This is a genomic window from Streptosporangium sp. NPDC002544, assembly GCF_040295965.1.
Taxonomy (GTDB): Bacteria; Actinomycetota; Actinomycetes; order Streptosporangiales; family Streptosporangiaceae; genus Streptosporangium.
In genome coordinates this window covers 1-25,472 of record NZ_JBEOWJ010000027.1, presented here as the reverse complement: position 1 = coordinate 25,472, position 25,472 = coordinate 1, and the positions used below count along the sequence as shown (strand labels likewise).

25 protein-coding genes are annotated in these 25,472 nt (G+C 68.7%); 13 read left to right on the top strand and 12 right to left on the bottom strand.

Annotated features, from left to right (window positions below):
* Position 1: 1 nt before the first annotated feature.
* Positions 2 to 304, top strand: a complete 303-nt coding sequence (locus ABT061_RS33265) for a hypothetical protein (protein WP_350925494.1) — start codon at positions 2 to 4, stop codon at positions 302 to 304.
* A gap of 674 nt (positions 305 to 978) precedes the next feature.
* On the opposite strand, the gene ABT061_RS33260 is transcribed toward ABT061_RS33265, so the two are convergent.
* Positions 979 to 1,668, bottom strand: coding sequence for an ABC transporter ATP-binding protein (locus ABT061_RS33260; RefSeq protein ID WP_350925492.1), 690 nt, complete (start codon positions 1,666 to 1,668; stop codon positions 979 to 981).
* Positions 1,665 to 2,738 carry an FtsX-like permease family protein gene (locus tag ABT061_RS33255; protein ID WP_350925490.1) on the bottom strand — a complete coding sequence of 358 codons (1,074 nt, stop codon included), beginning with the start codon at positions 2,736 to 2,738 and terminating at the stop codon, positions 1,665 to 1,667. Before ABT061_RS33255 ends, ABT061_RS33260 begins: the two co-directional genes overlap by 4 nt.
* Positions 2,739 to 2,911: 173 nt before the next feature.
* On the opposite strand from ABT061_RS33255, the gene ABT061_RS33250 reads away from it, so the two are divergent.
* The 3 genes from ABT061_RS33250 (at position 2,912) to ABT061_RS33240 (ending at position 5,956) form a co-directional block, all read left to right on the top strand.
* A complete protein-coding gene (locus ABT061_RS33250; RefSeq protein ID WP_350925488.1) occupies positions 2,912 to 4,114 on the top strand; it encodes a sensor histidine kinase in 1,203 nt (400 codons plus the stop codon).
* The gene (locus ABT061_RS33245) at positions 4,111 to 4,743 is read left to right on the top strand and encodes a response regulator (RefSeq protein WP_350925486.1); all 633 of its coding nucleotides are present in this window, start codon (positions 4,111 to 4,113) and stop codon (positions 4,741 to 4,743) included. The genes ABT061_RS33250 and ABT061_RS33245 overlap by 4 nt, the downstream gene beginning before the upstream one ends.
* Before the next feature lie 544 nt (positions 4,744 to 5,287).
* Positions 5,288 to 5,956 carry a GNAT family N-acetyltransferase gene (locus ABT061_RS33240; RefSeq protein WP_350925484.1) on the top strand — a complete coding sequence of 223 codons (669 nt, stop codon included), beginning with the start codon at positions 5,288 to 5,290 and terminating at the stop codon, positions 5,954 to 5,956.
* A 149-nt stretch (positions 5,957 to 6,105) separates the two neighbouring features.
* Here ABT061_RS33240 and ABT061_RS33235 read toward each other — a convergent pair whose 3' ends face one another.
* On the bottom strand, positions 6,106 to 7,125 hold the full coding sequence (locus ABT061_RS33235) for a PLP-dependent cysteine synthase family protein (protein ID WP_350925482.1): 1,020 nt from the start codon (positions 7,123 to 7,125) through the stop codon (positions 6,106 to 6,108).
* A 63-nt stretch (positions 7,126 to 7,188) separates the two neighbouring features.
* Between ABT061_RS33235 and ABT061_RS33230 the strand changes: the two genes are divergently transcribed.
* The 3 genes from ABT061_RS33230 (at position 7,189) to ABT061_RS33220 (ending at position 9,223) form a co-directional block, all read left to right on the top strand.
* Positions 7,189 to 7,866: a winged helix-turn-helix transcriptional regulator gene (locus ABT061_RS33230; RefSeq protein ID WP_350925480.1), complete on the top strand. Its 678-nt coding sequence runs from the start codon at positions 7,189 to 7,191 to the stop codon at positions 7,864 to 7,866.
* Positions 7,867 to 8,192: 326 nt separating this feature from the next.
* Positions 8,193 to 8,936 (top strand): dienelactone hydrolase family protein, encoded by a 744-nt coding sequence (locus ABT061_RS33225; RefSeq protein ID WP_350925478.1) that lies wholly within the window; start codon positions 8,193 to 8,195, stop codon positions 8,934 to 8,936.
* 14 nt (positions 8,937 to 8,950) lie between these two features.
* Positions 8,951 to 9,223, top strand: coding sequence for a DUF6295 family protein (locus ABT061_RS33220; protein ID WP_030905835.1), 273 nt, complete (start codon positions 8,951 to 8,953; stop codon positions 9,221 to 9,223).
* 36 nt (positions 9,224 to 9,259) lie between these two features.
* On the opposite strand, the gene ABT061_RS33215 is transcribed toward ABT061_RS33220, so the two are convergent.
* Positions 9,260 to 9,817 (bottom strand): dihydrofolate reductase family protein, encoded by a 558-nt coding sequence (locus tag ABT061_RS33215; RefSeq protein ID WP_350925475.1) that lies wholly within the window; start codon positions 9,815 to 9,817, stop codon positions 9,260 to 9,262.
* A gap of 68 nt (positions 9,818 to 9,885) precedes the next feature.
* Here ABT061_RS33215 and ABT061_RS33210 point away from each other — a divergent pair, with 68 nt between their 5' ends.
* The gene (locus ABT061_RS33210) at positions 9,886 to 10,794 is read left to right on the top strand and encodes a sigma-70 family RNA polymerase sigma factor (RefSeq protein WP_350925473.1); all 909 of its coding nucleotides are present in this window, start codon (positions 9,886 to 9,888) and stop codon (positions 10,792 to 10,794) included.
* A 60-nt stretch (positions 10,795 to 10,854) separates the two neighbouring features.
* Here the strand turns inward: ABT061_RS33210 and ABT061_RS33205 are convergent, their stop codons facing one another.
* A complete protein-coding gene (locus ABT061_RS33205) occupies positions 10,855 to 12,057 on the bottom strand; it encodes an FAD-dependent monooxygenase (RefSeq protein WP_350925471.1) in 1,203 nt (400 codons plus the stop codon).
* 141 nt (positions 12,058 to 12,198) lie between these two features.
* Between ABT061_RS33205 and ABT061_RS33200 the strand changes: the two genes are divergently transcribed.
* Positions 12,199 to 13,146 (top strand): TetR/AcrR family transcriptional regulator C-terminal domain-containing protein, encoded by a 948-nt coding sequence (locus ABT061_RS33200; RefSeq protein ID WP_350925469.1) that lies wholly within the window; start codon positions 12,199 to 12,201, stop codon positions 13,144 to 13,146.
* Positions 13,147 to 13,381: 235 nt separating this feature from the next.
* Here the strand turns inward: ABT061_RS33200 and ABT061_RS33195 are convergent, their stop codons facing one another.
* The gene (locus tag ABT061_RS33195) at positions 13,382 to 13,828 is read right to left on the bottom strand and encodes a hypothetical protein (RefSeq protein ID WP_350925467.1); all 447 of its coding nucleotides are present in this window, start codon (positions 13,826 to 13,828) and stop codon (positions 13,382 to 13,384) included.
* Positions 13,829 to 14,052: 224 nt separating this feature from the next.
* Here ABT061_RS33195 and ABT061_RS33190 point away from each other — a divergent pair, with 224 nt between their 5' ends.
* A complete protein-coding gene (locus ABT061_RS33190) occupies positions 14,053 to 14,448 on the top strand; it encodes an NUDIX hydrolase (protein WP_350925465.1) in 396 nt (131 codons plus the stop codon).
* 14 nt (positions 14,449 to 14,462) lie between these two features.
* Here the strand turns inward: ABT061_RS33190 and ABT061_RS33185 are convergent, their stop codons facing one another.
* Positions 14,463 to 16,631: a transglycosylase domain-containing protein gene (locus tag ABT061_RS33185; protein ID WP_350925463.1), complete on the bottom strand. Its 2,169-nt coding sequence runs from the start codon at positions 16,629 to 16,631 to the stop codon at positions 14,463 to 14,465.
* Between the two features lie 526 nt (positions 16,632 to 17,157).
* Between ABT061_RS33185 and ABT061_RS33180 the strand changes: the two genes are divergently transcribed.
* Both ABT061_RS33180 and ABT061_RS33175 read left to right on the top strand, forming a co-directional pair.
* Positions 17,158 to 17,505, top strand: coding sequence for a hypothetical protein (locus tag ABT061_RS33180; RefSeq protein ID WP_350925461.1), 348 nt, complete (start codon positions 17,158 to 17,160; stop codon positions 17,503 to 17,505).
* Positions 17,506 to 18,136: 631 nt separating this feature from the next.
* Positions 18,137 to 19,060: a hypothetical protein gene (locus tag ABT061_RS33175; protein WP_350925459.1), complete on the top strand. Its 924-nt coding sequence runs from the start codon at positions 18,137 to 18,139 to the stop codon at positions 19,058 to 19,060.
* Between the two features lie 201 nt (positions 19,061 to 19,261).
* On the opposite strand, the gene ABT061_RS33170 is transcribed toward ABT061_RS33175, so the two are convergent.
* Positions 19,262 to 20,899: a serine/threonine protein kinase gene (locus ABT061_RS33170; protein ID WP_350925457.1), complete on the bottom strand. Its 1,638-nt coding sequence runs from the start codon at positions 20,897 to 20,899 to the stop codon at positions 19,262 to 19,264.
* A gap of 446 nt (positions 20,900 to 21,345) precedes the next feature.
* On the opposite strand from ABT061_RS33170, the gene ABT061_RS33165 reads away from it, so the two are divergent.
* On the top strand, positions 21,346 to 22,110 hold the full coding sequence (locus ABT061_RS33165) for a maleylpyruvate isomerase family mycothiol-dependent enzyme (protein WP_350925455.1): 765 nt from the start codon (positions 21,346 to 21,348) through the stop codon (positions 22,108 to 22,110).
* A 235-nt stretch (positions 22,111 to 22,345) separates the two neighbouring features.
* On the opposite strand, the gene ABT061_RS33160 is transcribed toward ABT061_RS33165, so the two are convergent.
* From ABT061_RS33160 to ABT061_RS33145, 4 genes are all read right to left on the bottom strand, one after another.
* Complete coding sequence (locus ABT061_RS33160) at positions 22,346 to 22,936, bottom strand: hypothetical protein (protein ID WP_350925453.1); 591 nt, start codon at positions 22,934 to 22,936, stop codon at positions 22,346 to 22,348.
* Positions 22,937 to 22,956: 20 nt separating this feature from the next.
* Positions 22,957 to 23,508: an RNA polymerase sigma factor gene (locus ABT061_RS33155; protein WP_350925451.1), complete on the bottom strand. Its 552-nt coding sequence runs from the start codon at positions 23,506 to 23,508 to the stop codon at positions 22,957 to 22,959.
* Positions 23,509 to 23,962: 454 nt separating this feature from the next.
* A complete protein-coding gene (locus ABT061_RS33150) occupies positions 23,963 to 24,613 on the bottom strand; it encodes an HAD family hydrolase (protein ID WP_350925449.1) in 651 nt (216 codons plus the stop codon).
* A gap of 450 nt (positions 24,614 to 25,063) precedes the next feature.
* Positions 25,064 to 25,472 (bottom strand): TetR/AcrR family transcriptional regulator C-terminal domain-containing protein (locus tag ABT061_RS33145; RefSeq protein WP_350925447.1); only part of this gene is annotated, 409 nt, incomplete at its 5' end.

Here is a 25,472-nt window from a genome sequence, read left to right as displayed (position 1 = left end):
CATGGCCAAGCTGGTGCCCAATCCGCTCCATGCGGCACTGGGGGATGCCCTGCGGACGGTCGAGCCGCTGATCCAGGAGATCGAGAGCGGTATCGAGACCCCGTACCGGGACTTCCACGAGGGCAAGGTGTGGTCGGGGCCGACCGCCAAACGGTTCGACGCCCAGCTCGTCCAGCACCGCACCCGGGTCCGGGGCGCGGGCGAGAAGATCATCTCTGACCTGCGAAGAACCCTGGCCATCACCCCCCGCCAGGTGAGCGAGGAGGAGGCCAAAATGATCAAACAACGGTACGGCCTCCCCTGACGAGGCCAGGACGGCTCAGGCGTTTCGCGCTCGCGGAGGCCCTGACCTCAAGGGCCCTCGGTGCCGGCCTGAACGGCCTGAGCGATGCCGAGGTCGCGGCCATCGGGCGTGCTCTGTCCGCCCTCAATGCCCTGCTCCGCAGGGTTCATCCCGCTGCCCGATAGCGCAGCCGCCAGCTCGCGAGAGCCGTACCTGAACGACAAGGACCACCCCTTCGCGGCCTCCCAGACCACTTCACTCACGGACAGTACGACCTCTGCCCCACCGGCTCCACGCGTGAACCCGTGGCTCACCCTGGTAGCCGTCTGCTTCGGGCTGTTCATGGTCAGCCTCGACGGCAGCGTGGTGGCCATCGCCAACCCGTACATCAGCACCGACCTGAACGCGTCCCTGCCGCCCACTGACCATCGTGCCCGACTTTGCGCCTGCCGATAATGCCATCCGCGTAGGTCATCCGGCGTACGGGCTCATCTTGGCGTGCGCCCGCTTCGGGTCTTGAGAGGGGGGCGATCGCGGCGGAATGATCACTCGTGCTCTTTCGCCTGGCCTACCTGACCGTGGAGTCCTTCACGAGTACTCACGTGCCGTTCGAACTGCACGGATGCAATTTCGGCAGCCGCACTGTCTTGTCCTGGACCGGTTGCCGTGTATGGCCGGCGTGAGTCGGGATCGTGTCAGCCGAGGTGGGCGGCGGCTCCTGTGGTGAGGTTGCCGTCGGTCATGGTCAGCACGCTGTCCACCATGGCGAGCGTGGCCAGGTCGTGGGTGACCATGATGGTGGCCACGCCGTTCTGCTTGGTCAGGCCGGCCAGCAGAGAGACGATCTGCTCGCCGCGCTGGTGGTCGAGGGCACTGGTGGGCTCGTCGACCAGTAGTACCTCGGGTTCGTTCATCAGCGCGCGGGCGATGTTCACCCGCTGCCGCTCGCCGCCGGAGAGTTGGTGCGGCCTCTTGTCCTGCTTGCCCACCAGGTCTACGGCCACCAGCAGTTCGCACGCCCGCTTGGTGGCCTGCCGTGTCGAGCGGCCGGCCAGGTCGGCCATGACCAGGAGCTGGTCCAGGACGGTGAGCGAGGCCAGCAGGTTGGGCTGCTGGAACACGATGCCGATGTGGTCGCGCCGGATGCGAGTCCGGTCGACCGGGCTCGCGCCGGACACGTCATACCCGGCCACGGTCACGGTGCCGGACTCGGGGGTGAGGAGGGTGGCGGCGACGGCGAGCAGGCTGGACTTGCCCGATCCGGACGGGCCGACGACGGCGGTGAACTCGCCGGGGGCCACCGAGAGGCTGACGTGGTCGAGCGCGGTGAGCGTGCGGTCGCCGTCGGGGTAGGTCAGGATGATGTCGGTGAGTTTGAGGGTCATCGGGAGGCTCCCAGCGCGGTCAGCGGGTCGACAGAGGTGATCTTGCGGACGGCCAGTGCCGCGCCCAGCGCGCCGAGCAGGATCATCACGGCGACGGGAACGACGGTGGTGGCCGCCGACAGGACGAACGGGACGGTGCCCTCGGCCAGCGATCCGAGCCCGGCGCTGAGAACGCCGCCGAGCCCCGCGCCGAGCAGCAGTACGATCACGGCCTGGGCGAGGGCGTCGCGTAGCAGGTAGCCGGTGCTCGCGCCGAGCGCCTTGAGCACGGCAACGTCACCGGCCCGCTGGATCGTCCACACAGTGAAGAACGCGCCGATGACCAGTGCCGAGATGGCGAACAGGAAGCCGCGCATGAGCTGCAGCGAGCCGTTCTCGGAGGAGAAGGAACCAATCGCGGCCGGCGCGTCGGCCAGTGAAACGGTGGTGGTGTTCAGGCGCTCGTCGGTCGTGGAGAAGTCCGGCTCTCCGGTGGTGCGCAGGGCCAGGACGGTGGCGACCGTGTCGGCGCCGCCCTGGCGGCCCATCCACTCCCAGTCGCTGATACTGATCCACGCGACCGGCACGTGGCTGTAGGCGGCCGCGGCCGCGGTGCCGGCGACGGTGAAGTCGCGGCCGAAGATCTGCACCTTGTCCCCGGCGGCCAGCCCGCTGTCGTCGGCCAGGCCGGAGGAGAGCACGACCTTGCCCGCGCCGAGGGCGCCACCCAACGGTCCGGCCAGATCGCCGCCGGGCTCGACACCGAACACTGCGGCGCCTGTGCTGTCTTGCCCGGAGGCGATCCTCCCCATCGTGATCCCGAGCCGCTCGGCGGTGGCGACGCCGTCCGCCTTGCGCCACTCCTGCCAGGTCTTCTCCGTGATCCGGCTGTCGGAGAAGGACGGCTTCTCGGTGCGGGAGAAGACGATCCGGTCGGCGCGCAGTCCGCTGACGGCCGAGATGTTGTCTTGGGCCAGCCCGGCGGTCAGGCCGGACAGCATGGTCACCAAGAGCGTGATGAGCAGGACGACGGTACCCATCAGGGCGAACCGTCCTTTGGCGAAACGCAGGTCTCTGAGCGCCACGAACACGGCGCATCCCCCCGTTGGATGTGGGTCGATCTGGACGCCTTCCAGACTCCGGGAACGGGCGTTTCCGCCACATCGTGAAAACGGGCGACGTAGGCGCCTTCTTTTGGTCGGCCCGAAATCAACCTTTTGAATGATGCATCCCACCGAACCCCCTCACCTACTCTGGGGGAGAAATGATGGACTTCCCGTTCCCGCCGACGCTCAAGCTGCTCAGGTGGGCCATTCACGGCACCTTCGCGGTCCTGCTGGCGATCGCCGTCGCCGGGGCCGCACACGAGGGCCGCGCCACCGTCGCGACCTGCGGTGTCCTGCTCGGCGTGCTGTACGCGGCAGGAATCGTCATCGAGGGACGGCTCCCGCGCTTCGGCGGCCCCGCGCATCTGCTGCTGGGACGCATCTGGCTGCTGATCGTCACGCTCGGCTGGGCCGCACTGGCCCTGAACTCACAGCTTTTCGTATGGCTGGCCTTCCCGCTCTTCTTCGCTTACCTGCACGTGCTGCCCCTGATGGTCGCGCTGCCCGGCGTTGCGGTGCTCAGCGTCGCGGCGATCGCCACAGCCGGCTGGCATGCGGGCGGGGTGAGCGCGCCCCAGGTGATCGGGCCGTCCATCGGCGCGGCGGTGGCCACGCTCATGGGACTGGTCTACAAGGCGCTCTACAGCGAGAGCGAGCAGCGCCGCCTGCTGATCGACGACCTGGTCCGCACCAGAGGCATGCTCATGCAGGCGGAGGCCGACACGGCCCGCCTGGCCGAGCGGGAACGCCTGGCCAGGGAGATCCACGACACCCTCGCCCAGGGCATGTCCAGCATCATCCTGCTGCTGCGCGCAGCCCGCCGCGATCTTGCCACCCGGCCCGGGGATGCCGAGCAGCGCATCGCCGAGGCCGAGCACGCCGCCCAGGACAACCTGGAGGAGGCACGCAACTTCGTCCGTGCCCTGGCACCCCCCGCGCTGCAGCACTCCTCGCTGACCGCCGCCCTGCGCAGGATCAGCGCCTCAGCCGCCGCGGGCACCCCCACCCAGGTCAGGTTCGAGATGTCGGGCACGCCGGTGCCGCTGTCCGCCGACTACGACCTGGCACTGCTGCGCATCGCCCAAGGGGCGCTGGGCAACGTCAGCCGCCACGCGCAGGCCGCGCATGCCACAGTGACGCTCACCTACCTGGACGACATGATCGTGCTGGACATCGTCGACGACGGCTGCGGCTTCGTCCCGGCGCAGGCCCCCGCCGAGACCGCGAGCCCCGGCTACGGTCTGCGCACCATGCACGACCGGGCAAGGGCGTTGGGCGGCAGCCTCACCATCGAGTCCGCCCCGGGAGAGGGCACCGCGGTCGCCGCCACACTGCCGCTGCCCGAAGGGGCGGGCCGGTGACAGCGCCGATCAGGATCCTGCTGGTGGACGATCACCCCGTAGTGCGCTCGGGCATCCGTGCCATGCTCGCCGGACAGCCCGACTTCGAGCTGGTCGGGGAGGCGGCCACGGGCGAGGACGGCGTGGAGGCGGCACGTGCCCTCGCACCCGACGTCGTCTTGATGGACCTCCAGTTCGGGACGGGCATCCACGGCAGCGAAGCGACCCGGCGAATCGTCGCGCTCGGTGGTCCCCGCGTCCTGGTGCTCACCACCTTCGACACCGACGCCGACATCGTGGCAGCCGTCGAGGCGGGCGCCACCGGCTACCTGCTCAAGGACGCCCCCTCCGACGACCTGCACGCCGCGATCCGCTCGTCCGCCACAGGTACCAGCGCGCTGGCCCCCAGCGTCGCCTCGCGGCTGCTGGGCCGGGTCCGCACCCCGGCCACCACGCTCAGCCCAAGAGAGCTGGAGGTGCTCGGCTACGTCGCGTCCGGCCTGTCCAACCGGCAGATCGGCAAGCAGATGTTCCTGAGCGAGACCACTGTCAAGACCCACCTCGTGCACATCTACGTCAAGCTCGGCGTCGACTCCCGCACCTCAGCGGTGGCCGCCGCCACCAGAAAGGGGCTCATCCGCCCAGCGTGATCTCACCGTCCCACGCCGCTTGGCCGTCGGCGCAAGCGCCCCGGCACTACCGAGCACCGGACCACACCGCGCCTCGATCGCGGCCTTGGCGCCGTCAAAGGAGCCGCGCACCGCCTCGGTCACTGCCAGCCGGGCCAGTCCATGCGAGCGCCGCCCGCCCGGCAGCGACCAGCACCTCCAGCGCGTAAGGACGCCGGCGACGTCATACGACTGATGATGGCCACTGGCGACAGCCCGCGCTCAACGTTCAAACGACTGTCCATCTGCGACGTCGTAGCCGAAGGCTGTGAACTCCGGTGGGAGCAGTTCGGCTCTCCAGGCGCCGCCGGCGTGCAGATGGCCGTGCGCGCGCCGGCCGGCGACCTGGAGGAAGGACGCGGTCGAAGCCAACGTGCCGGAGCTATGACGCGCTCACGCCCCGGTCGGTGAAACAGGGCCGGCGCCCTCGCCTGCCCTGACGGGGACGGCTTAGAGGGGGCAGGCTTATTGCGACTTACTTGCAATAAACTGCCAGAGGCAGGAAGCCACCCCTCAGGAGGACGTCATGAGTGTGATCGATCAGGAGCAGCCCACGGCCACACCCGAGGTGGTCCGGGCCTGGGTCGGCGGCTGGGCCGTTTCCCGTTCGGTGCGGCCCCCGGTCGAGGTGACCGGTGGATTCCGGCTGGATGTCGGGCTGCCCGGACATCGCGTCCGCTACGTGCTCTTCGACGTCGACCAGGTGGCCGAGCTGGCCCTGACCAGGACCGCCCCCGGCACCTGGATCAAGACCTCCGCGCCCGCCGAGCGGGTGGTGCCCCTGCTCACCCCGGCCTGGACCGTCGGCGAGCCGGAGTACCTGATGACCGTGCCGCTGCGCCGGGCCACCGCGCTCGCTCCGGACGGCTACACGCTGCACACCGCGACGGATGGCGGAGTCACGACCGTACGGATACACGACGCCGACGGAACGACGGCCGCGCGCGGGCAGATAGGAGTGGCCGGCCCGGCAGCCGTGGCCGACCAGATCCTGACCGATCCGGCACACCGCCGCCGGGGCCTGGGCAGCGTCGTGATGACCGCGCTCGGCGACGCCGCCGCCGAGCAGGGCGCCACGACCGGAGTCCTGGGCGCCTCGCGGGACGGCCTCGCGCTCTACCGCGCCCTGGGATGGACCCTGTGCGAAGTGCTCACGCCCGCGTACATCCCCGAACCGGACCCGGCGGACGCGTAACGAGAGCCCCGCTTGAACCGGATACCGCATTGCGCGGGTCCACCCTCAACGGCACCGATCACGCCGGCCACCACGAGGCGGGCGGCATGATCCGCCGTTCCGCTGCCTGGCGGAACCGCAACACCGGCGACTCCGCCTGCGCCGGATCGTCACGAGGGCGAACCTGGCCTGACACGGTACTGACGTCGGTACATGTCGGTGCTGAGATACTTCAGCCCCGAGTCCACCAGCAGAGTGACGACCCTGGCGGTCGGCCCAAGGCGTTGTCCGGCCTGGATCGCGGCCAGGACGTTCGCCCCTGACGACGTTCCGGCGAACAGGCCCTCCTCCCGAGCCAGACGCCCGGCCATCTCCTCCGCGTCGGCGGTGGAGATCGGAACGATCTCGTCTACCAGGGTGGGGTCCCACATGGGCGGGAGGTAACCGATGCCGATGCCTTCGATGCGGTGGGCGCCGGGCCGGCCTCCGGACAGCACGGCGGACTCGGCCGGTTCGACGGCAATGACCCGAAGCCCCGGACGGCGGCGCCGGAGAGGGGCCGCCGCCCCGCGCAGCGAGGCCGCCGTGCCGATCGACTGAACGAACGCGTCGATCCGCCCGCCCGACTGCTCCCAGATCTCCTCGCCCATCGGGTGATAGCCGACGATGCTGTCGGCGTTGTTGAGCTGATCGGTCCAGTAGGTGCCCGGCCGGCGGCCGAACTCCCCGGCTTTCTCGATCATGCTCAGGATCAGCGCCTTCGTGATCGAACCCCCCTCGCTGGGAATGACGGTGAGTTCCGCGCCGAACGCCGCCATCTGAAGGAGTTTGTCCGCACTGAACGCATCCGAACTGACGATCCGCAGCTGATATCCCTTCGCCGCGCAGACCAGGGCAAGGGAGGCACCCGTGCTGCCGCCCGTGTACTCGACAACGGTGTCGCCGGGCCTCAGCCGCCCGTCGCCTTCGGCTCTGGCGATCATCGCCTGCGCCATGCGGTCTTTCATGCTGCCTGTCGGGTTCTGGCCTTCGACCTTGACGAAGATCTCCGCACACCCGGACGGCACGACCCTGCGCAGCCTCACCAGCGGCGTGTTTCCGATCGTCTGCAGTACGTCGCCGCTGAGGCCCCTGATGCCGCCGGTCCTTTCGATGCCCTCGCTCATGACCTCGATCGTCGGGCCGACCACGCCGCCACCACCAGTTCAACTTCTGAACCAGCGCCTCCGGCGCATGGTGCGTACCATGCACCGGTGAACGGATACGGGCAGTTCTGCGCGGTGGCGCGCGCTCTGGAACTTCTGGGCGAGCGGTGGACACTGCTGATCGTGCGGGAGTTGCTGCTGGGCGCTTCAACCTTCACCGGCATCCGCCGCGGCCTGCCTCGCATCCCGCGAGCGACGCTGTCCGCACGACTACGCGCACTGCGCGCCGCCGGCATCGTCGACGACGACTACCGGCTCACCGAGGCGGGCGCCGCGCTGGCTCCGGTGGTGCGGGAACTGGCCCGATGGGCGGTCGCCACCGACAGCGCCGCCCTGACCGAGGACGATCTCGACACCGCCGCACTGACCTGGGACATGCAACGCCGGGTGGACGCCGCCGCCCTGCCCGAGCGCACGGTCGTGCTCGCGATCGAGTTCACCGACCGCAGGCCGGCCGACAGCAGATACTGGCTGCACCTGTCCCGGACAAGCGTCAACCTGTGCCGGCAGGACACCGGGGCACCCGTCGACGTCTGGCTCACCGCCCCGACGGCAGCGGCGACCCGGTGGTGGCTCGGTGACCTGTCCTGGGCACGGCTGCTGCGGCAGCAAGGAGTACGCGTGCACGGTGACCCGGCCCTGCGGCGCCAGATGCACCGCTGGTTCAAACGCTACCTGTTCACCCCGGAAGCCCTCGGCCTGAATCCAGGCTCTCCTGGCCACTGATCGTTGTCGAGTCCGGTTGCCCGAACGGGCCGGGTGGGCGGACCCGTCGCCGGGACGTAGCCCATCCTCCACGCGAGCCGTACGAGCCGGGCATCTAGCATCTGTCTTGAGCCTTGAAACAGATGTGGCAGTAGAGACGGGTGATGATCGCGTCCGGCGGGCCCGCGGCTGGTCACCGCCATCGCCGACGAGCTCGCCGATGAGGAGACGTCTCGATTGCGCGACGCGGCGAGGCCGCTGAACAAGATCATATATAGGAGCAAGGCAGTGGCACCTGACGGATCCGGCTCCGCAGCCGCTCCTGTGGGGTATCGGGAGGCAAGAACATGAACGACGCGATGTGGGCCGGGACGGTCACGGTCACCGGGCACGAGCAGGCCGAGCTGGAGGCGTACCTGGCCCGGCCGCTCGGCGAGGAGCCGCGCGGCGGTGTGGTGGTGATCCACCACCTGCCCGGGTACGACGACGCGACCAAGGAGATCGTCCGCAGGTTCGCGGCGCGCGGGTACGCGGCGATCTGCCCGAACCTGTACTCCCGCGAGGGCGCCGGGGTCAGCCCCGACGACCAGGCCGCCGCCGTACGGGCCAAGGGCGGGGTCCCGGACGAGCAACTCGTCGGGGACGTCGCCGGAGCCGCGGCGTACCTCAACTCCCTCGACCACGCCAACGGCAGGATCGGTGTGATCGGATTCTGCTCGGGCGGGCGGCAGACGTTCCTGGTGGCCTGCTCCCTCCAGATCGACGCGGCGGTGGACTGTTACGGCGCCTTCGTGGTGAACACCCCGCCCGCGGAGTTCCCGCTCCAGCACAAGCCGCTGATCTCCAAGGCCGCCGACCTGTCCTGCCCGCTGCTGGGGTTGTTCGGCGCCGAGGACAAATACCCGGGGCCGGAGGAGGTCACGGCGCTGGACGCCGAGCTGGAGAGGCTGGGCAAGGAGCACGAGTTCCACTCCTTCGAGGGGGCGGGACACGCCTTCTTCGCGACCGACCGGCCCGCGTACCGGCCCGCCGCCGCGGTGGAGGGCTGGAAGAAGATCTTCAATTTCTATGGCCGTCACCTCAGCGCCTGACCGGAGCGATCAGCATGTGCACCTATCTCACCGAGAAGATCGAACTCGACGGCGCGGGCAAGGGCGGCAACGGCTGGTTCACGCTCAGCCAGGGCGCGGTCTACGTCGACCACCCCTACCACGCCTGCCACGAGCACACGGTGAACATCGACTTCACCAACCCGGCCGAGGGCCCCTCGGCGCGGGTCGCGGTCGAGCTCACCGAGGAGTCGGCGCTGGCACTGATCGACGCCATCCAGAAGGCCCTGGCCGCGGCGCCTCCGGGGCTCGCCTCCGGCCGCCGCTGAGGCGTGTTTCGCGGGTCCTGCCGCGGCCGGGATCGGTCAGGGTCCGACCCGGTACGTCACGTGGGTGGCCTCCGGGGTGTCCACCGTGTCCAGATGTTCCAGCCGGGGTCCGGCACCGTCGAACAGGACGGTGCCGGACCCCAGCAGCAGCGGAACGATGTGCAGCCGCAGATGATCGACCAGGCCGGTCCGCAGCGCCTGCTGGACGATGGACGCACCGCCCATCACGTGGACCCGCCTGTCACCGGCGGCGGCCGCGGCCGCTTCGATCGCGGCGGCGACCCCGCCGGTCACGAACGTGAACGTGGTGTCGCCCTTGCGCACCGCCTCGTGCGGCCGGTGGGTCACCACGAAGACCGGCATCCGGTAGAAGCCGTCGTCGCCCCAGCCGCCGGTCGCCTCGTACACCGACCGGCTTGTCACGACGGCGCCGGACGCGGCGAACGTCGCCTCGCTCAGCCGCCGCCCCTCGTCGTGCTCAAGCCACGCGTGCAGCCGCTCGCCGCCCTTGCCGAAACCGGGCCATGTGTCCAGGTCGGGACCGGTGACGAAGCCGTCCACCGACATCGAGATGTCCACCTCAACGATTGTCATGCCCAGGTAGACGCACTCCGGCCGGAATGTCGCCGATGATTCGGCCGACTTTTTTCGTCGGTACAGGTATGAACATTGCTGTGGACGCCACGAGGTTCGCGGACCTGACCCGCCGCTACCACCGCGAACTGCAGGTCCATTGTTACCGGATGCTCGGATCGTTCGACGCGGCCGAGGACCACGTGCAGGAGGTGTTCCTGCGGGCGTGGCGGTCCAGGGACACGTTCGAGGAGCGGTCCAGCGCCCGGACCTGGCTGTACCGCATCGCCACGAACGCGTGCCTGGACACCCTGCGGCGCACGACCCCGCCGCCGCAGCCGTACCCGGACCAGCTGCTCGACGAGCGCCCCGGCCCCGACGCGATGGCCGTCGGCCACGAGACGATCTCCCTGGCGTTCCTCGCCGCGATCCAGCTGCTGCCGCCCCGCCAGCGGGCCGTGCTCATCCTGCGCGACGTGCTGTCCTGGCCGGCGAGCGAGGCCGCGGCGCTGCTCGACACGACCACGCCGGCGGTCAGCAGCGCCCTGCAGCGGGCCCGGGCGACGCTGCGCGAGCGGTGGCCGGGCGGTCGCCTGGAGTGGTCACCCGCCGGCGAACCGGACCCGGCGCAGCGCGAGCTGCTGGAGCGGTACATCGCCGCGCACGAACGGGCCGACCCGCAGGCCCTGGTCGACCTGCTGCGAGAGGACGTCCGGCTGACCATCGAGCCCGGCGTCGGCGAGTGGACCGGCAAGGCCGCGGTCGCCCGGGCGCTGCGCCGGGACATGAACTCCCTCGGCCGGTGGCGGATGCTGCCGACGGCCGCGAACCGCCAGCCGGCGGTCGCCGCCTACGTCCGCGGCGCCGGTGACACCGCGTTCCGCCCCTTCGTGCTGATCGTGCTGCGCCCGGAGGCGGGCCTCCTCGCCGCGATGGACGTGTTCGAAGCACCCGGCCTGTTCACCGCGTTCGGCCTCCCGGCGAGCCTGGACCACTAGGGTTTGGGGCGGCCGGGCCTGGTACGTAGCCAGAGGCGGCCCAGGGGCCGTACGGAACGCTCAGGGTCGCGGGGTGGCGGCGAAGCCGTAGTTCTTAAGGGTGATGGCGTCGGACCTGCCGGCCATTCTCTCGACCAGACCGGCCCATGGCATGTGGGGTAGCAGTCTGATCGACAGGTTGCGCAGCCGGATGACCGACCGCGTCTTGGGCACGAAGCCGTTGACGCCGCCCGGCGGGAGCTTCTGGCTCTGCTGGACGAAGCCGCGCATCTCCCGCTCGTACGCGGCGAAGGCGGCCGGATGGTCCCCGCCCGCCTCGGCCAGCTCTCCGGCCAGCACGTAGGCGCCGACCACCGCCAGCCCGGTGCCGCCGCCGCCCAGCGGCGACGGGCTGTATCCGGCGTCGCCGAGCAGCACGACCCTGTCACGGGACCAGGTGTCCATGACGACCTGGGTGGCCGCGTCGAAATAGAAGTCGGTGGCCGCCGCCATCTCCCTGAGCATGGCGGGCACCTGCCAGCCCGCTCCGGCGAAGACCTCGGCCACGATCTGCTTCTGCCTCCGCACATCACCGTGGTCGAGCGGCTTCGAGGCGAAGCCGAACAGGACCTTGACCTCCTCGGCCCGCCGGGACGGGCGCAGTGCCGCCACCCTCCTGCCCGGCATGTTGTGGAACAGCTCCCAGTGCTGGATGCCGAAGACGTTGGGCGCGGTGAAGTACGCCAGGTAGCAGCCGAGCTCGCGGCCGAAGCGCGACTCCTCGCCGAAGGCCAGGGACCGGGTCACCGAGTGCGCGCCGTCCGCGCCCACCACCAGGTCGAAGACGCGCGACGCGGACCGCTCGAAGGTGACCCGTACGCCGTCGTGGGTCTGGGTCAGCGAGGTGATCGTGTCGTCGAAGACGTACTCCACCTCGTCCCCGGTCGCCCGGTGGAGGATGTCGACCAGGTCGCCGCGGAGGATCTCCACCTCACCGACCAGGCCGTTTCCACCGAGGAAGGAGGCGGGCATGTCGGCCATGCGCCTGCCGGTGGCGTCCACGTAGGACATCCCGCCGGAGTCGACGGCCGCGCGTCGGACCTCGTCAAGGAGCCCCATCCGCCTGACCACGTCGACGGAGACGCCGCGCAGGTCGACCGTGTGGCCCTGGGCGCGCGGAGCCGGGGCTCGCTCGATCACGGTCGGGGTGAAGCCGTGGCGATGTAGCCAGTAGGCCAGGGCGTGCCCCGCGATACCGGCACCGGAGATCAGAATGCTCTTCATAAGCGCTCCCTGCTGGACGATGCGTATAGCGTATGCATAGTGCGCTTACCCTGTAAATTATGTCCTAGTGCACCAAAATTACGGCAGTGTGCGACCAGGTCATTGCGGAAATGGTGCACTAGGGCACCGGGAGGGTGGACAGTGGACGGGACAGAGCCTCCGTACCTGCGGATCGTCGCCGAGTTACGGCGGCGCATCGCGACGGGGCGGCTACGCCCAGGCGACCGGGTGCCCTCGACCCGGCAGATCATCCAGGAGTGGGGCGTGGCGATGGCGACCGCCGGCAAGGTGCTGGCGACCCTGCGCCGGGAGGGGCTCGTGCGGGTCGTACCCGGCATCGGGACCCTCGTCGCGGACGGCGCCGTCGCGGACACCAGCCCCTCCCGCAGGCCCGTGCCCGAGCTCACCAGGGAACGGATCGTGCGCGCCGCGATCGGGATCGCCGACGTCGAGGGGCAGGCGGCCCTGTCCATGCGCCGGATCGCGACCAGCCTGGAGGTCTCGGCGATGTCGCTCTACCGGCACGTGTCGGGCAAGGAGGAGCTGATAATGCTCATGACCGACACCGTGCTGGCCGAGTGCGCGCTCGATGAGCCGCCACCGGGCTGGCGGGCCCGGCTGGAGCTGACCGCCAGGACGCAGTGGGCCCTCTACCACCGCCACCCCTGGCTGGCCCAGCTCACCTCGTTCACCCGCCCACTGCCCACGCCCAACGCGATGGCCCAGGCCGAGTGGGCGATGCGCGCGGTGGACGGTCTCGGTCTCGACCCGGCCACGATGGTCCACGTGTACGTCACCGTGGCCAACTACGTACGCGGGACCGCGATCAACCTGGAGGCCGAGACCGAGGCCGCGCAGCAGACCGGCATGACCGACCAGGAGTGGCTCGACTCGGCGGTGCTCCCGCGCATGGCGGAATTCCCGCTGCTGTCGAGCATCCCGCCCGACTCCCTCGACCTGGACACGCTCTTCGAGTTCGGCCTGCGGCGCCTGCTGGACGGCCTGGAGGTGCTCATCGAGACCTCCGGTCCCGGCCTTTCTCGCGGCCAGGACACCACGTCCCTTCATGGAGATCGTCAAGGGATGTAGATCGGACCCCGGCGAACGTGGGCGGTCACCGCACCAGAGGGGGTCCGAAAGTCACGGTCGAAGTGCTCCGAGGAGACGTGGACGACATTCTCGGAGCTCGTGCGAGGTCGATGATCTGAATTCCGGGCTTCAACCTCGGTAGCGGCACGGGACCTTCGCCTATGACTTCAGACGAACAATGCCCCCGCCAGGCGAGCGGGGGCATTGTCATCATGTCCTTGAGGCGATCGCCGGCTCAAACACCTCGGCAGGTATAGGAGTTCAGCTTGACCGTCTGATTGGAGGAGAAGGAGAACCACAGGTTTCCGTTGACCGTGTTGTTGCTCCTGACATAGCTCACACCATTGACGGTGAGATTCACCGAGCAGCGGTAGGGGATGCCGTACTGGTCCCAGTCGATTCCATCGTTCCAGTAGCCGCCCTTGTGCTGGCCCGGGCCGATCGATGAGGTTATCCAGGGGCCGCTGTCACTGTCTTTCCGGCGGATGGGCCACCATGTATTGGTGTAATTATAGATGTCGCCACATGGCGGCACCGTGCACTTCGAAAGTACCTTGGCCTGCCCCGCCGAAGCGGATGTGACCAGCCCCGCCGAAGCGGACACGGTCGGCAGGATCGCGGTGAGCGAGGCCACCATGACCACGATCATGGCGAGACGAGAAGTGAAACGACGTGCGTTCATCGGACTCCTGGACGTCTTCATTGGGCGAGATCGCTGGGAGACATGTGGCGGATCGGTGCTCGTCGGATCCGCCAGGTCCGGCAAGGTGATCAGTTCAGCGATCTGCGAGTTGTTCGGAGGGTGATCACTCCGTCAAATAATCGGTTACAGAACAGGCGTACGGAAACCTGGAAGCTTCCAGGGTTGACGAAGAGCCGTCCAGACACCCGACGACGACGGCACCGATGCGTCCGCGGGCCAGGCGCAGGGGCTCCGAGCTCATCGAGGCCGAGGGCGGCAGCTTCCTCCACATCCGGGAGCTCGAAGTCGACGTCTCCGGCATGGAAGATCACGAACGGGCGATACTCGACCGCTTCCACCGGTGGTCACTGCCCGAGGTTCGGAGCACCGCCGAGCGGGTCATCCCGCTCGGCCTGGCCGGGCTGATGGAACGTCTGCTCGCCGGCGACATCCCACGCGAGCCCGTCAACTTTCCCTGGCACCACCCCGACCGACTCGGCCGGATTACCGTCGCTCCGACGGCATCGCTCATTGACCGGCAAAAGGCATACGGAAACGCTGCTCCCGCCGGTAGACCCGACCTGCGACAAGGGCCCACACCGACGATCGGATCGGGGTGAGCCCTCGCGTCGCGTCAGTCGCCGTAGCCGCCGAGGGGGATGTTGACCTGCTCGTTGCCGTCGGGGGCGTCGTCGTTCGACGGGGGCGGCGCGGGCCGGCAGCTCTGGCCGCAGCCGCCGAACCGTGCCGAGTTGATCGGGGTGAACGACGTCGGCTCGACGTTCCTCAGCGCCGCCAGCATCGTGTCCTTCCAGATCGGGCCAGGAATGCTGCCGCCGAAGACCGAGCCGTAGTAGCGTCCGCCGATCGTGACGCCGGTCAGCTTGTACTTCTGCGAACCGCGCGGGTCGCCGATGCTGACCGCGCCGGCCAGGTCCGGGGTGAACCCGGCGAACCAGGCGGTGGCGTAGCCGTCGGTGGTGCCGGTCTTGCCCGCCGCGTCGCGGCCGATGCCGCCGACCGCCCGCATCGTGCCCTTGGTGAACACCCCGGACAGCACGTCCGCCGCCGCGTCGGCGACCTCGGGGTCGAGCGCCTGACGGCACTTGGGCTGGTATTTGGAAATCTTGCCGTCGCGGTCGGTGATCTGGGTGATCGCCATCGGCGCGCAGTACTTGCCGCGCGCGCCGATCGCGGCGTACGCGTTCGCCACGGTCACCGGGTCCATCTCGTTGATGCCGAGCGTGAACGTCTCGTACTCCTGGAGCGCGAGCCCGTCGGAGCGGTGAATGCCCAGCGACTTGGCGATCTTGACCGTGTCGCAGAGCCCGACGTGCTGCTCCAGGGTCATGAAGAAGGTGTTCACCGAGCCCCAGGTGCCGGTCTGCAGGGTCCGCCAGCCGGGTGAGCCCTCGTCGTTGGTCACCGTGTGGGTCGGGTCACCGATGTTCTCGCCCTTGCAGTTCTTGAACGCCGAATAGCCCGAGGCGAGGTAACCGGCGCCGACGTTGAAGCCGTCGTCGACCTTCATGCCCTTGTTCAGCGCGTTGAGCAGCGTGAACGTCTTGAAGGTCGAGCCGGCCTGGAAGCCGACGCCACCGCCGTGCGCGGCGTCCGCGACGACGTTGTAGGAGATCTCGTTCCTGGCCTTGCTCTGACCGTACGCCCGGCTGGCCGCCATGGCCTTGATCGCCCCGGTGCCCGGCTGGACCAGGGCCTCGGCCGCCACCGGGTTGTCGGTGGGGTTGACCCACTTCCTGATCGCTCGGTCCGCCGCCGCCTGCATGGTCGGGTCGATGGTGGTCCTGATCGTCAGACCGCCTCGGTTGAGGAACGCCAGGCGCTCCTTGTCGGTCTTCCCGAAGTCAGGATTTTTCAGGATCTCGTTGCGGACGTAGACGCAGAAGTACTGATAGTCGCTGGCCTCGCAGCCACCGGGCAGCTTCGTACCCTTGTAGCCGAGCTTGGTGGCCTTCGCCTCGGCCGCCTCGGCCGTGGTGATCTTGCCCAGCTCGGCCATCCGGTTCAGCACCACGTTGCGCCGGTTCAGCAGCCGCTCGCGCTGCTTCGCCCCCAGGTTGGGGTCGGTGGCGTTGGGGTCCTGCACGGCGCCGGCCAGCGCCGCCGCCTGCGGCAGGGTGAGCTCGGCCGCCGTCACGCCGAAGAACCGCTTGGCCGCCGCCTCGACGCCATAGGCACCCGCGCCGAAGTAGGCGATGTTCAGGTACTTCTCCAGGATCTCGTCCTTGGAGTACTTCTGCTCCACCGCCATCGCGTGGCGCAGCTCGTTGAGCTTGCGCGCGTAGCTGGCCTCCAGCGCCTTGTCCTTCTCCGCGTCGGTCTCGGCGGAGTTGAGCAGCACCTGCTTGACGTACTGCTGGGTGATGCTGGAGCCGCCCTGGCTCACCCCGTCCGCCTGGAGGTTCTTGGCGAACGCGCGGAGGGTGCCCTCGATGTCGATCGCACCGTGCTCGTAGAACCGGTAGTCCTCGATCGAGACGATCGCGGTCTTCATGACCTCGGACACCTTGTCGAGCTTGACGACCTCGCGGTACTCCTCGTAGAACCGTGCGATCTCCCTGCCCCTGGCGTCCTGCACGACGGTGACCTCCGCCGGCGGAGGTTCGACGAGCTCCTCGGGGTTGAGGTTCAGCCCGTTGGTCGCCGACACGATGCCGAGCCCCGCACCCCCCACGGCCGGTAGTGCGATCCCCGCGACCAGCACCCCCGCCGCCGTCCCCACGGCGGCAAGACGCATGATCTTCGACACGGCCCCTGACTGACCCTTACCCCGTTCCGACATAAGCGTAGATTCTAGGCTTTAACCCTGTTCTGTGCACATAAAGCGCTTTCTGCCACATAGCGCACAGCGCCAGCCATCCCCAGGGGCGGCCCAGATCATCCGGCGGGAAGAGAGTTCTAGATCATCTGCGAACACACAGCCTAAGGGAACTTCCCGACGCCGCAGGCGAGGTTGGCGGCAGCGCCCCGGGAGCGCCAACCGCCCGGCGGGAGCCTCGGCGATCCCGCCAAGACGCTCAGCTCGTGGCGGAACCGACCGCCAAGCAAAATCCAAGTTACATCCAAGGCGCCGGGAGCAGACTCCTCCACGAGGTCTCCTGGGAGGATAAATCACAAAAAGTCGCCTTTCAGCCCGAATATCACATTCGCCATCCGGCTGGCGAAAAGAAGTCCGGGCACCGCGGCGAGAGCGTGGTGGTCCGCACCGCCTCATCACGCGTTCGCACGACAGGCCGCTTGCCGCGCCCGTTCCCGCCATTCCGGTACGACTTTCCGCGCCCAGAAAACACAGCACAAGAAGGAATGTCATGAGAGTACGCAGAGTCGCCGGTGTGGCGGCCGCCGCCGCCCTGGCCGGTGGGCTTCTCACCACCGCGCTCCCGGCCTCGGCCGTCACCGAACCCGACACGGTCACCATCACGAACAGCAAGCTCCTGGCACCGTGGGAGGGCGCCTCCCTGTGGCTCAAGTGCCCCGACTCCCACCCGTACTTCCTGAAGACTGGGTGGGAGGGTCCCTACGTGAGCTCGGTGTCGCCGCCCGCCGGAATCCGGGGATACAGGCAGCAGGCGACGTTCTTCTTCAACAACTCCGGGACCACGCAGTCCAAAACGGCCTCGATATGGATGAAGTGCACTCCGGTGAAGCCGTTCTAGTTTCGGTGTGGGGCGGCACCGGCGCAGCCACCGTGAGCGGTGACCCGGTGCCCGCTTCGCACTGATCTTGCCTACTTTTCGCTGTCGCGATTGATGAGCCGGTACCAGGCGTTGGCGTCGATCACCGCCGCACCCGCGGGACGAACGCAGTGGGATGGTGCCCGGTGACCGGCTCATGCCTCCGGTCACCGAGGGTTTCCAGAGGCCGATGTTGGCCTGCGGGCCGGCGTAGGCGCGCAGCAACGCCGGGACGTTCGCCGCCGGGTCGAGCGTGTAGGAGCAGAACGAGCTCGGCGTGAAGGCGGTTCTCCTGGGCGGATCGGACTCCGGGGCGGCTCATCTGCGGTTTCGTGCGAGGGGCAGGCGCTCCATCCGTGACGGCCTGGGAAACGTTCATGTCCGAGGCCGCTGTCGAAATGCCTCGGGGCCGTGGCCACGGTCGGTGCCGCGCGAAGTCCGGCGTCCTCCGCGTCCGGCATGCCTACGTTCACCCTCGGGTCGCGATGCGCATCCCAACAGTTCGGTGACCGGCTGTGGCAGGACGAATCGGCGCGAGTGGCCGGCCTGGTTTCGAAGACCGGGCATCCACCACGGCAAGCGGGCTGCAAGTGGGCTGCACACAATGGCTGGCATGAAAGCCTCCCCCACCGGACGCCTCAGCATGCCCCTCCGGCTTGCCGCCGGCGTGACCCTTGTACTCCTGACCGTCACCGGATGCGGTGCCGGCGTTGACACGCTCCAGAGTGATCAGCCCGTTCCGGAACGCGTGACCAGCACAGCGACCGCCGAGACCACCCAGCCCACCGAGACCCCCCAGCCCACGGAGAACAGCGAGCCCACGGAGAGCAGCGAGCCGGCCGAGACCACGAACGAGCCGGACGACCCGGCCCAGGCCCAGGCGGCTGTGCAGCCGGGTGGGACCCTCGCCGACGGCAGCACCGTCGCGGCCGAGCTCACCCGCGCCGGGCAGCGGGACAAGTTCACCCTGGACCTGGGCGGCACCAGGGAGTTCTACGTCACCGACATGTCCGGCGACGACATCCAGCTCCAGGTGTTCTCCGAGGTCGACGGTAAGCCGGTCGGCCCGTCCGACATCGCTCTCAGCTGGGGCACGTCGGTCATCAAATTGACCAAGGCGGGCAAGTACCGGCTGGAGGTCTTCGGGAGCACGAACGTCATCGGCCCGTACAGCCTCAGGATCGCGACGGTGAAGATCCGCACGTTCCCGGCGACGATCGGCCTGCAGATCGGCGAGGGCAACCCGGACGGCGCGGGACGGCTGGACGTCCCAGGACGCATCGACCGCTTCGAGTTCGACGCGGACGGCGCGTCGGCCATCAAGGTCCTCGGTGGGGCCGGGGCGTGCACGGCTATCGAGCTGGAGCTCACAGATGCCGCGGAGAAGAACATCGCCAGCCCACGGCAGCCCGTCCCACTCTGCGGATACGAGTTCGACATCCCGCTCTCCAATGGAGACGGCAGGTATGCGCTCGTGGTCAGATCAGGTACGGCGAAGACCGGGGCCTACTCGTTCCAGATCGCGCGGGCGGGTTGAGCGTCGGCCGGGCGTCTGGTCGTGGTCACCAGGTAACCGGAGGATGCCCCGGCCTTCAGGACTCCGTCCCCCAATTCGTTTTCGATCTCCGCGACCTGCGTGTCCGGCACCGGATGACGACGCTGGACGTCGACCGGAAATAATTGAGCAACGGAGTCCTCCAGGCCGGGGAGGATGTCATGTGCCTGAGCCGGTCCCGCGTCAGGACCGGCTCAGGCTCCCGCGATACTCCAGCCCGCCGGCGCCCTCCTGGCCCACGAAGTCCAGCGTCGCCGGGTCCTTCAGAGTGAGGGTCATGTCTCCCCCTATACACTGATTCCGCTGCACGCGGGTCAGATCGAGCACATTCCCGGCACTGACCCGGGTCAGCATGACCTGCTGCTCGCACGCATCGGCCCGCCACGTCCCGGCCGACTGGTCACTCAGCAGGATGAGCGTGACCGCGACGGTCTTCTTCCGATTGTCCTGCGAGACGACCTGGCCCGTCCACGTCCCGGCGAACGCCTCCGGGACTCCGCCTCCCGGCTGGGCCGAGGGCGACGTCGATGGCGGTGTCGACGGTGGTGTCGACGGTGGTGGTGTCGACTGCGGCATCGACTGCGACGGGGAAGCCGGTTGTTTGCCTGCGGCCGTGCGTGATCCGGAGTCCCTGCCGCTACCGGTAACGGCCTCCGGCCTCGCCGCGCCGTCGCCGGAGGAGCCACCGAACGTTCCTGTCGCGTACAGCGTCACCGCCGTCGCGAGCGCCGCTGCGATGCCGGTGACCGCGATCAGCACGGCTGGCCTCCGTCCCCGTCGGGGCACCGGCTCACCAGGCCGCGGCTCCGTTTCCTGCACCGCCGTATCGGAACGGCCGAGCTGGCGGGTGGGGGCCGGGCCGTACGCGGGTCCGGCCGGCCCCTGTGCTCCGGACGAGTCGGCTGGAAGCAGTCTGGTCGGCCCGGGACCGGCCGCGACCGGAACCTGATCCGCCCGGCCGCTCCAGTCAGCGGGAAGGTAGGCGGTGGGTACCGGGCCGACGTCGGGGACCGTGACGGTGGGGGCTCCGGTGTCGACCAGGCGGATCATGAGCGCCCGGGCGGAGGGGCGTACCCCGGGGTCCTTGGCCAGACAGACGGCCAGCGTCTCCCGCAGGGGCGATGAGATGTCCGTGAGGTCGGGCTCGGCGTTGAGTATCCGGCTGAAGACCGCGGCAACGGTGTCGCTGCCGAACGGCGCCCGGCCGGTAGCGGCGTAGACCATGGTCGCGGCCCAGGAGAACACGTCGGCCGCGGGTGATCCGTGCACGCCGTTGAGCTGCTCGGGAGCCATGTACGGCGGGGTGCCGGACATGGCCGAGGGCATCGTGCTCGCGTCGAGCAACTGGGCGATGCCGAAGTCGACCACCCGCGGGCCGTCCGGACCGAGCAGCACGTTGGCCGGTTTGAAATCCCGATGGATGACTCCCGCACTGTGGATGGCGGCGAGCGCGGTAGCCGTGGCGACCGCCAGGCGATCGAGGTCACCGCCACGAAGGGGACCCTCGTCACGCACTCGATCCTGCAGTGCGGGACCCGCGATGAACTCGCTCACGACGTAGGGGTCTGGCCGGTCGGTCTCCGCCTTCAACACCCGGGCTGTGCAGAAGGGGGCCACCCGCAGTGCCGACTGCAACTCCCTGGCCAACCGGCGGCGCGAGTCGGGATCCGCGCCGCTGCGAAGTACTTTGATCGCCACCCGCTCGCCGGACCGATTCCACCCTTCGTAGACGATCCCCTGCCCGCCCTCGCCCAGACGCCCGACGATCTCGAACTCCCCCAGCACGCGCGGGTCTCCCGGCTCCAGCGGGCCAGCGGGCATCGGCTCCTCCATGCACGGTCGTCTCCACACACTAGCGATGCGAGACCCGCCCCACCATGGTCCTTTATCAGGGCGATGGCCAGGGAACCGGAACGGCAGGGGGATCAGGCTGTGGGAGCCATCGAGTGACCTGGAGCCGCCTTGGGGAATCGAACCCAAGCCCCCTTCATTACGAGTGAACGACATGTCCCCAGGGTGGGCAGAGCCCTCCGCGAAATGTGTACCAGAACCTAAGGTGAGCGGTAGCGATACTTCTTTTCGGGCCAACGCGCTCTTTGCCGGGTGTGGTTAGTCGTAGTGGAGGCTGTCTACGCAGGCTGATCCGCACTCTCGCGCGTGGATGGTTGGCGATAGCCGCCGGGATGCGTCTGCGGGCATACTCGGCGACTGGTGGCCCGTCGCCGGGCGGGCCGAACGAGCCGTGGGCGTGTGCTGAACTGTTCGACATGGAATATCCCCGACTCCTTGACTGCCTCGCGGCCGACTTCGGCCGCCTGCGGGCCGTCGTGCCGACCGCCCCGACCGCGGTGGTGCCGAGCTGTCCCGGCTGGACCGTCGCCGACCTGACCCGTCACATCGGCGAGGTGTACCTGCATAAGATTCTGGCCATGCGCGGGGACGCCGAGCCGGACCCGTGGCCGCCGAAGGAGCTCGCGGACGAGGAGCCGATCGCGCTGCTCGACCGTGCGTACGCCGGGCTGATCGACGAGTTCGGCGCCCGCAAGCCAGGGGATCCGGCCGGCTCCTGGTACACCCCGGATCAGACCGTCGGCTTCTGGATCCGGCGGATGGCTCAGGAGACGGTCATCCACCGCATCGACGCCGAGCTCGGCACCGGGCAGCCGGTCACGCCGGTCCCGGCAGACCTCGCCGTCGACGGCATCGACGAGCTGCTCAAGGTCTTCGTGGCATACAGCGTCGCCGAGTGGGGCGACTACTTCACCGACATCCTGGCCGGCTCGCCGGGCCGGACGTACACGGTGCGGACCGACGGCGCGGCGTGGCGGGTGCGGACCGGCCCGGGGCTGTTCGCCGTCGAAGACGGCGCTGACGACGACGCGGCCGACGTGACCGTGAGCGGCCCGCCGACGGCCGTGCTCCGCTGGATGTGGAACCGGGAGAGTGCCGGCGAGCCGAGCGGTGTGACGGTCGAGGGCACCCCTGAGGCGGTCGAGGAGCTGCGGCGCTGCATCGTCATGGCGACGCAGTGAGGCCGCCCGCCCTCCACCGACGCCTGAGAGCCCGCAGGTGTCAACGGCCTCAGCCGGTCTCGGCCGCCGGATTCCCCCGAGCTGATCATCCACCGTCCCGTTGATGACGACGGCCACCTTCCAGCCCGATGCGCTGAGGCGGGAACCTGTCCGATCAAGCTGATCGGACAGAACCCCTGTTGGATCCACCTTTGGGTGGTCGCCGCCCTACGAACGGGGATCGCTCCTCGCGGGATCAGCTTCCTGCGGGGGGCTGGCCGGTGCCGTCAACGTCGTTCCAGGTCGGATTGTCGACGACGACGCACGGCTTGGCCTGGCCATTGACCACATATGCGGAGAACTGCCACGCCGTCTCCGGCTTCTTCGCCCTAGATGCCTGCTCCTTGCTCTCGCTGAACGCCATCACCAAGGTCTGGCCCTTCCCGACGTACCGGGGGTCGATCTCCAACCCTCCCGTCCTGAGCAGTCGGGCGGCCCTGTCGGACACGGAGCCCTTCCACTCCTCCGGGGAGCCGCCCCCGACGATCTCGCCTCTGTCTCCCCCGCACCACTTGCCGGGCTTGAGATAGGTGATGTCCGCAGATACCCCCATCCTCTTTAGATCCTGTTCCAGTTTGTCAGCGTCCCTGAACTCGTTGAGCTTGACGTTGATCGTGCCGTCGCCGTTCTTGGTCACCGCGTACGCGGGCTGCTCCGCTCCGGTCAGCAGCGGCACCGCGATCGCCGCCGCCGCGGCCAGCCCGGCCACCACCGCCCCCGCGAACAGGCGGCGGCCGGTGCGACGACGTCGTTCGGCACGTGCGGTGATCTCGGCTTTAAGTTCCATCAGTATCTGCTCCTCGAAACTCATCCCGGTGTTCCTTCCATGACGAAGGGCAGTCCCTGCAGCGTGCGACGAGCGCGATACAGCCGCACCTTGGCGGTCCCCGGCCGGATGCCCAGGGCCGTCGCCGCCTCGGTGACCGTGAGCTGGTCGATGACGACCAGTTCCAGGACGGCGCGTTCCCCTTCGGGCAGGTAGGCCATGGCCTCGAAGATCCGCCTGGCGTGCCGTTCCGCGTCGATGCGCTCTTCGAGCCTGGCAAGGTCGTCGGTGTCCAACGACCGCCGCCCGCTCACCCGGCTGGTCAGCCGCGACTGCTTGAACACCCGGCGCCGCTCGGTCGAGAGTGTGTTACGTGCCACGCCGTACAGCCACGCGATCTCGGTCCCCAACCCGGCCCGGTAGGTGTGGGCGGAGTCAAGCACCGCCATGAACACCTCGGCCACCAGGTCGGCGACCGTGTGCGGATCGTCAACACGCCGAGCGAGGAAGCGGGTGACCGCATCGACGTGCCGCCGGTAGAAGGCTTCGAACGCCACGTGATCTCTAGCGATCTCCGCCTGTTTACGACGCACCGGCAATGCTCCCTTCGTCGATTGACACCCCTGCTTGGTCAGAACCATCCAAATGGTTACAAGAGGGCGGCTCTCCGCCTCTCCACCCGAACGAAGATGAGAGAACGACACACGTTGTCTCAGGTCGTGGCACGCGGTGACCGAGCAGAGGACAGGGGCGTCGGCCATCGGGGGCCTGGACTCTCCAGAGGTCATTGAGCCCCCACAGGCCGCTCCGATGCCCGCGGAAACTCCCCGGTCACATCAGGGGGGAGCTCCCGACCTCAACAGAGCAGGACCTCGCCGACAACGGCATGACGAACCATCCCCGCGACGGGATCTACGGAGAGCCGGATGCGGTGAAAGCCGCACGTCCGGTCCGGAAGGCGGGCCGAGGAGACGGGTCAAACTCGATACCGCGCCTCGGCTCGACCTCACCGGCACGCCTTCTCGGGGCTACGGCACAGCCGCTCGATCACCGCTCGGCGTGCAGGATCTCCAGGGCCTGGAGCACGTCAGTGACGACATGATCAGCGTCGTGATCGTGGTCGGGCCACGCGCCTCGGTCGACCCAGACCGTACGCAGACCGGCTGCGCGCCCTCCGCCGATGTCGGCAACGAGGTGATCACCGACCATCCATCCCCCGTCGGCCAGAACCACGCCACAGCGCTTGGCCGCAACCTCGAACAGACCGATGTCGGGCTTACGGATGCCTTCGACCCCGGAGAGCGTGTAGGCATCGACGGCCTCGGCCAGACCCGTCCGCTGGATCTTGCCGAGCTGGTTGTCCGCGGTGCCGTTGGTGACGATCGCCACCTTCCAGCCCGACGCACGGAGTCGAGACAGACCATCCATCACCTCGGGTCGGCAGCGAACGAGGTACGGCATGCGCTGACGGTAACGGCTCCACAGCTCCTCGACCGGCTCGGACAGGGCGAAGCGGTCGCGAATCTTGGCGAAGAAGACTTCACGGTGCGGGTAGCCGGCCTGGTCGAGAGAGATCAGCCAACCAGTTGCCTCACGCCCAAGGCCATGCTCGTCGGCGAACTCCCCAGCCCACACCTGGAACGCCTCATCCAAGTTGACGAGGGTGTTGTCCAGGTCGAAAAGCGCGAGCCGTTGCACGGTGCCACCCTACGAGGGCGCTTCACTGTGAGACACCCTCGTTAGGAGAGCGATCGTCTTTCCCTGTAATCACCGGCCTGAGCTGCCAAAACCGCATATGTAGTGATCAACCTCCGTTGATCGTTCCGTGCATGCTCCGTGGCCGGAGATCCTGGCGCTGCGGTCACCACGTCATCCGGTGGCAAGGACCGACGAAGTCGGTCCGCGACAGTTCCCTGAGTCAACCTCTTTGTGCGCCTGAGTGTGTTTGTGCTGCTTAGCTGCGCGGTGAGGACAGAACTTGTCCGATGGCAAGGTGATCCGGACCGCAGCGAAGCGAGGACCCGGAAGCGCCGCGGCAGCCTTCAGGCGGTAGCAGGGCTTGAGCAACAACGGAACGGCCAGTGGCGTTAGGGAGCTGACGCGGGCGGGGGTGCCGTCCTCCGGCGTTCCGCTCAGCCTGAGTGATCTTCATATCCGCCGGGCATCGTGACGGGTGGTCGGGGCGCGTCCGGGCCGGCCGGTGAGCCGGTCCTCAAGGCCGTCGAGGAGGGCTTGGAGGCCGAACTCGAAGGTCTGATCAGGGGCGGCGGTGTAGTCCACGGCCTTTGGTGTTTCGAGGCGGGTGCGCAGCCGGGGGAACTGCATGGCGATCTCGCTCGCCTTGACCATCGTGTCCTGGATCAGCGCTTCGGCGTCTCCACCGTCCTGGCTCAGCCGTCTGGTCAGGGAGACCGCGGCCGATGCGCCGAGGACGTCGCCCAGCACGAACGTGAAGACGGTGGCCGCGGCGCGGTCCGCCTGCGTGCCGACGAAGCCGGCCGCTTCGTAGACGGCGAGGCTGTGGTCGTCGTGGCGCGCCTTGCCCGGGCCGTAGAAG

Excerpts from the sequence above, each read along its gene's own strand:
- ABT061_RS33265 (WP_350925494.1), top strand. The coding sequence starts at position 2 with ATGGCCAAGCTGGTGCCCAATCCGCTCCATGCGGCACTGGGGGATGCC.
- ABT061_RS33260 (WP_350925492.1), bottom strand. The coding sequence starts at position 1,668 with ATGACCCTCAAACTCACCGACATCATCCTGACCTACCCCGACGGCGAC.
- ABT061_RS33250 (WP_350925488.1), top strand. The coding sequence starts at position 2,912 with ATGATGGACTTCCCGTTCCCGCCGACGCTCAAGCTGCTCAGGTGGGCC.
- ABT061_RS33240 (WP_350925484.1), top strand. The coding sequence starts at position 5,288 with ATGAGTGTGATCGATCAGGAGCAGCCCACGGCCACACCCGAGGTGGTC.
- ABT061_RS33225 (WP_350925478.1), top strand. The coding sequence starts at position 8,193 with ATGAACGACGCGATGTGGGCCGGGACGGTCACGGTCACCGGGCACGAG.
- ABT061_RS33220 (WP_030905835.1), top strand. The coding sequence starts at position 8,951 with ATGTGCACCTATCTCACCGAGAAGATCGAACTCGACGGCGCGGGCAAG.
- ABT061_RS33215 (WP_350925475.1), bottom strand. The coding sequence starts at position 9,817 with ATGACAATCGTTGAGGTGGACATCTCGATGTCGGTGGACGGCTTCGTC.
- ABT061_RS33210 (WP_350925473.1), top strand. The coding sequence starts at position 9,886 with ATGAACATTGCTGTGGACGCCACGAGGTTCGCGGACCTGACCCGCCGC.
- ABT061_RS33205 (WP_350925471.1), bottom strand. The coding sequence starts at position 12,057 with ATGAAGAGCATTCTGATCTCCGGTGCCGGTATCGCGGGGCACGCCCTG.
- ABT061_RS33195 (WP_350925467.1), bottom strand. The coding sequence starts at position 13,828 with ATGAACGCACGTCGTTTCACTTCTCGTCTCGCCATGATCGTGGTCATG.
- ABT061_RS33190 (WP_350925465.1), top strand. The coding sequence starts at position 14,053 with ATGCGTCCGCGGGCCAGGCGCAGGGGCTCCGAGCTCATCGAGGCCGAG.
- ABT061_RS33185 (WP_350925463.1), bottom strand. The coding sequence starts at position 16,631 with ATGTCGGAACGGGGTAAGGGTCAGTCAGGGGCCGTGTCGAAGATCATG.
- ABT061_RS33180 (WP_350925461.1), top strand. The coding sequence starts at position 17,158 with ATGAGAGTACGCAGAGTCGCCGGTGTGGCGGCCGCCGCCGCCCTGGCC.
- ABT061_RS33175 (WP_350925459.1), top strand. The coding sequence starts at position 18,137 with ATGAAAGCCTCCCCCACCGGACGCCTCAGCATGCCCCTCCGGCTTGCC.
- ABT061_RS33170 (WP_350925457.1), bottom strand. The coding sequence starts at position 20,899 with ATGCCCGCTGGCCCGCTGGAGCCGGGAGACCCGCGCGTGCTGGGGGAG.
- ABT061_RS33165 (WP_350925455.1), top strand. The coding sequence starts at position 21,346 with ATGGAATATCCCCGACTCCTTGACTGCCTCGCGGCCGACTTCGGCCGC.
- ABT061_RS33160 (WP_350925453.1), bottom strand. The coding sequence starts at position 22,936 with ATGGAACTTAAAGCCGAGATCACCGCACGTGCCGAACGACGTCGTCGC.